The following is a 4,345-nucleotide window of genomic DNA, read 5'->3' as shown; positions in this document are numbered from 1 at the left end:
ATAGCCACCTTCTATTCTGGCTGTATCTGAGAACTTGTATCCTGCCAACAGACCGAGTCTATTTTGGTCAAAAACATTCTGATTGATGTTTTTGCCAAAACCGATCATGATTTCATCGTAGAAAGCCAAATAGGGTTCTTTTGAATCCAGTGATGGGCCCTTTAGTGGAATATCTGTCCGAAACATATATCGAAGCCTGTTATAAAAAACCAATTCATCTGCTTTAGTAGCTAGTGGATCGAGACTTCTGCCCACCCACCGCTGTTCCAGCATGAACCTATGGGATAAGGCCAAAATTCCAACGGGATTGCTGAGGGTGACCATTTGATACGATCTGTGTTCAGGAAATCTTATCGCATTGCTTGAAATAGGCACTTTTCCATACTTATAGGTATCAGCAAATGCATATCCAGCCCTGAATGTAACCTGTGGATGCAACTTGTAATTCACTCCTACCCTGTACAGATTCTGTTGGGATTCGGCAATCCAATCTGCCCTTCTCCATTGAAACTCCCCATGAAGACTCCACTTTTCATCCAGCTTGTAATTCATAAACAAAGCAAACCAGCCAATCTGATTATTTTCTCTTTCTCGATTAACTTGGGCCTGCAATAGCGAAAAATCACAAAAGATGATGAAGAATAGGAGATAGCTTGCTCTTTTCATTTTAAAATATTTTTAGTGCGGTATTAAGCAAATATGATAAAAAGAACGAATTCTTTGTTTGCTTATTCTTTGGTCAGACAACCATACTTACAATAATTTTTGCCCCTGCAGCTTTCATCTCTTCCAGAGCTTTAAGATAATCTACTGATTGGAGGTTGACTGCTTTGGTAGCATCAGCGACCAAGTAAGTTTGGAATCCCTCTGAAATAGCATCCAAAACCGTGAATTTCACACAAAAATCAGTTGCCAATCCACAAATATAAACTTCTTCCACCCCTTGGTTTTTAAGGTATTCTGAAAGACCCGTATCCCCCTGCTTGTTGTTGTCAAAAAAACCACTGTAGGAATCCACAAGAGGATTGGTGCCTTTTTGAAAAATTGCTTTCCATTTATCTTTTTTGAGATTCTTATGGAATTCAGCACCAAATGAACCCTGCACACAATGCACGGGCCAAAGGATCTGATTTACACCGTTCAGGTCAATGAATTCCCCAATCTTTTTCCCTTCGTGATTATCTGCAAAACTCCCATGATCTGAAGGATGCCAATCTTGGGTGGCCACAATAAAATCAAACTTGGATTGTAAATCATTGATGATAGGTACGATTGTATCACCTTCCTTTACCCCCAAGGCTCCTCCCGGCGTAAAATCATTTTGGACATCGACTATTATCAGTGCTTTTGTGTTCATGGCAAATGAATTAAATATTTTAAAGGTTTTCAAAATTGTGGATTTTTGTCCGGATGACCATAAGAAAACCGCATTAGAAGCTAAAATCAGAACTATTCTTTTTTGATATCAGTTGTTTACATTAGGAATACAACTTTAAAAATAAAATTATTATGGACTTAGCTAGAAAAGCAAAAGAAGAATTAGAAGCTCGTATTGATAAAATTGAAGCATTTATAGCCAAAAAAGGCGTAGGCTCTACTTATTTGCAAAAAGCTCAAAAAAAGCAAAGGGATCTTAACCTTGTGATTGTTTTATGTGGGATCATCACTGTTGCCGGCCTTGCTTTTTGGATGAATGGAAACGGAAAGGAAGAAGATAAAGCTTGAAATCGATAGGTGGCTTAAAGATACCTAAATCTGCTCCACAATCAGTCCTGCAATACTTTCAACCTGAAGAAATCCTGATTTAAGTGCAATGCTATTGGGATGGGTATCTGTGGACACTACTTTTTCTATCACACCTGACGCCTGAATCTTAGACAAAGCTTCATTATTGAAAAGGCCATGAGTGGTTATGGTATAAATTTTCCTGGCTCCTGCGGCTTTATAGGCTTTTGCTGCATTGATCAATGAACCGCCTGTCCGTACCATATCATCATAGATGACTACGTCCCGGCCTTCTACATCGGCCGAAATACTCGTGACCTCGGTTTCCGCACCTGATATCCTCCTTTTAAACACAAAGGCCGCGTTCACGCCCATTTCGTTGGCTAGGGATTCCACCCATTTGGCCCTCCCTGCATCTGTACAGGCCATGACAAATCCATCCTCTGCCAATTCCTTTGCCGCTTTGATAATGATTGGTTTGCAGTAAACATGATTGATCAGAGCCTGTCCTTCAAAGTAATGCGGTATTCCTTCCGAATGAAGGTCAAAAAAAACAAAATGATTTCCAAGACTTGTACGGGGAAGAGATGAAAACATGACTGCCCTGGATTTTGCAGTGACCACCTCCCCTATTTTGACAGCCCGCTCCATCGTACTATATCCAAAATAAGGAAAGAATATCCTGATGGACCTTGCCCCATATTTGATCAGGGCATAGGCAAGGTCATAAATTTCCAAAGTATCACTATCGGAAATAGTGCCTCCTATCAACACCACATCTTTCCCATTGACAGAAGTCAAAATCCTTTGGTATCGTTCCCCATCTGGAAATAGTTTAACTTCTATATTCCCTCTTTCAAAATCTCCCAAATGCAAGACCTTATCCTGAAGGTATTTATAATCAGGTATGCTAAATATTATTTTCTTCTCCATCGTAATTCTTCATTTTAAACACCAAATCTGTACGGAGTTGGTAGAGACTTTCTTCCAAACCAACAGGATAAATATGGGGATTGATGAGGCGTTTATGGGCTTTATCAAAGAGATTAAGGTTCCTCGTTGCATTTTCCTTGATTTTAATCAGGCTTGGTCTTTCATATACTTTTTGACCTTTGGAGAAAATCGGAACCAATAATTTTTCCTGTTCCAGTCCTTTAGTTATGATTTTCTTTCGCTTCGTCGGATCGATGGGGTCTATGATGGTAAAGGAAGATTTAGCAAAATCCTCATTTTCCAGATAAATCATATCGGCAACTGCTTTTCCGTTTTTGATGAAGCGGGTGGCACTATGATTGCCGGGGATATTGATTTTGATGGATTGTTGGGAGACTTTCACTTTGGGCAACCAATTCCCTTCTTCTGATTTGATTGCAGCAAGTTTGTATACTGCGCCTAAGGCCGGCTGATCGTAGGCAGTAACCAACTTAGTGCCTACCCCCCACACATCTATGGATGCCTCCTGAATTTTCAAAGAAGTGATGATCTGCTCATCAAGATCATTAGAAGCAACAATTTTGGCATTTGGAAAACCTGCCTTATCAAGCAGTTCCCTGCCAACATTGCTGTAGTATGCCAGATCACCTGAATCTATCCTTATGCCCAACATTTCTTTTCCTTTTTCTCTAAGGATCTTCCCGACCTCAATCGCATTTTTGATTCCATTGATGGTATCATAAGTATCGACCAGAAATACACATTTATCCGGAAAAGCATCTGCATAAGCCATAAATGCTTCCATTTCTGAATCAAAGGACATAATCCAACTGTGGGCATGGGTGCCGGAAACGGGGATTCCAAAAAGTTTCCCTGCCATTACATTACTGGTGGCAGAACAACCTCCAATGTATGACGCCCTGCTTGCTGCCAAGGCGCCATCAATACCCTGTGCTCTCCTGAGACCAAATTCAAGAACGGGATCACCTTTGGCAGCAAATGCTATCCTAGCGGCTTTGGTAGCAATCAAGGTCTGGAAATTGAGAATATTGAGTAAAGGGGTCTCCAATAACTGACATTGTATCAATGGCCCGGTTACTTTAACCATTGGAGTATGGGGGAAAACCACAGTCCCCTCTTCTACTGCCTCGATATCACATAGAAATTCCATTTGGTCCAAATATTCAATAAAGGCAGTTTCGAATGTAGGAGTTCCATCACTGTTTTTCATCTCAGCCAAATACTCCAGATCATTTTTGTCAAAATGGAAATTGCGGCAAAAATCAATGACATAATCAAGCCCTGCAGCCAAAGTAAATCCACTTTGAAAGGGATTCTTTCTAAAAAAAAGGTTAAATACTGCCTCTTGTTCAGCCTTTCCCGATTTCCAATAAGCATATGCCATGGTCAGTTGATAAAAATCTGTCAACAAAGCAAGTGAACTCTGGTAAAGGTCTTTTGTGATTTTCATGATTCTATTTTCTAATATTCATAATCACCCCCAACAGCACCAGCGCCATTCCAAGATATGCCATTAAATTGAAAGTCTCTCCAAAAATAAAAAATCCAAACCCCAGGGCATAAATTATTCCGATATAACTCAAACTCGCCACTTTTGACAACTGCGCATTTTGGTAAGACAAGGTCATAAAGTATTGGGCAAATTGTGTCAATAACCCAACTGCCA

Annotated in this window: 6 protein-coding genes; 1 reads left to right on the top strand and 5 read right to left on the bottom strand. The window is 40.2% G+C overall.

Annotated features, from left to right (window positions below; genetic code table 11):
- Both ACEW8U_RS07125 and pncA read right to left on the bottom strand, forming a co-directional pair.
- Window positions 1-666: DUF2490 domain-containing protein (locus ACEW8U_RS07125; protein ID WP_373521347.1), on the bottom strand; the 666-nt coding region annotated here is incomplete at its 3' end.
- Window positions 667-739: 73 nt separating this feature from the next.
- Window positions 740-1,357: a bifunctional nicotinamidase/pyrazinamidase gene (gene pncA / locus ACEW8U_RS07120; protein WP_373521346.1), complete on the bottom strand. Its 618-nt coding sequence runs from the start codon at window positions 1,355-1,357 to the stop codon at window positions 740-742.
- 152 nt (window positions 1,358-1,509) lie between these two features.
- Here pncA and ACEW8U_RS07115 point away from each other — a divergent pair, with 152 nt between their 5' ends.
- Entirely contained in the window at window positions 1,510-1,725 is a 216-nt protein-coding gene (locus ACEW8U_RS07115) for a hypothetical protein (protein ID WP_373521345.1), read from the top strand.
- A gap of 24 nt (window positions 1,726-1,749) precedes the next feature.
- Here the strand turns inward: ACEW8U_RS07115 and prs are convergent, their stop codons facing one another.
- The 3 genes from prs to ACEW8U_RS07100 form a co-directional block, all read right to left on the bottom strand.
- Window positions 1,750-2,658, bottom strand: a complete 909-nt coding sequence (prs, locus tag ACEW8U_RS07110) for a ribose-phosphate diphosphokinase (protein WP_373521344.1) — start codon at window positions 2,656-2,658, stop codon at window positions 1,750-1,752.
- Complete coding sequence (locus ACEW8U_RS07105; RefSeq protein ID WP_373521343.1) at window positions 2,636-4,129, bottom strand: nicotinate phosphoribosyltransferase; 1,494 nt, start codon at window positions 4,127-4,129, stop codon at window positions 2,636-2,638. Before ACEW8U_RS07105 ends, prs begins: the two co-directional genes overlap by 23 nt.
- A gap of 4 nt (window positions 4,130-4,133) precedes the next feature.
- Window positions 4,134-4,345 (bottom strand): EamA family transporter (locus tag ACEW8U_RS07100; protein WP_373521342.1); only part of this gene is annotated, 212 nt, incomplete at its 5' end.

It is taken from the genome of Aquiflexum sp., assembly GCF_041751335.1.
In the GTDB taxonomy this organism is placed as follows: Bacteria; Bacteroidota; Bacteroidia; order Cytophagales; family Cyclobacteriaceae; genus Aquiflexum.
Note: the sequence above shows the minus strand (reverse complement) of the source record. Positions and strands in the feature narration are given on the sequence as shown.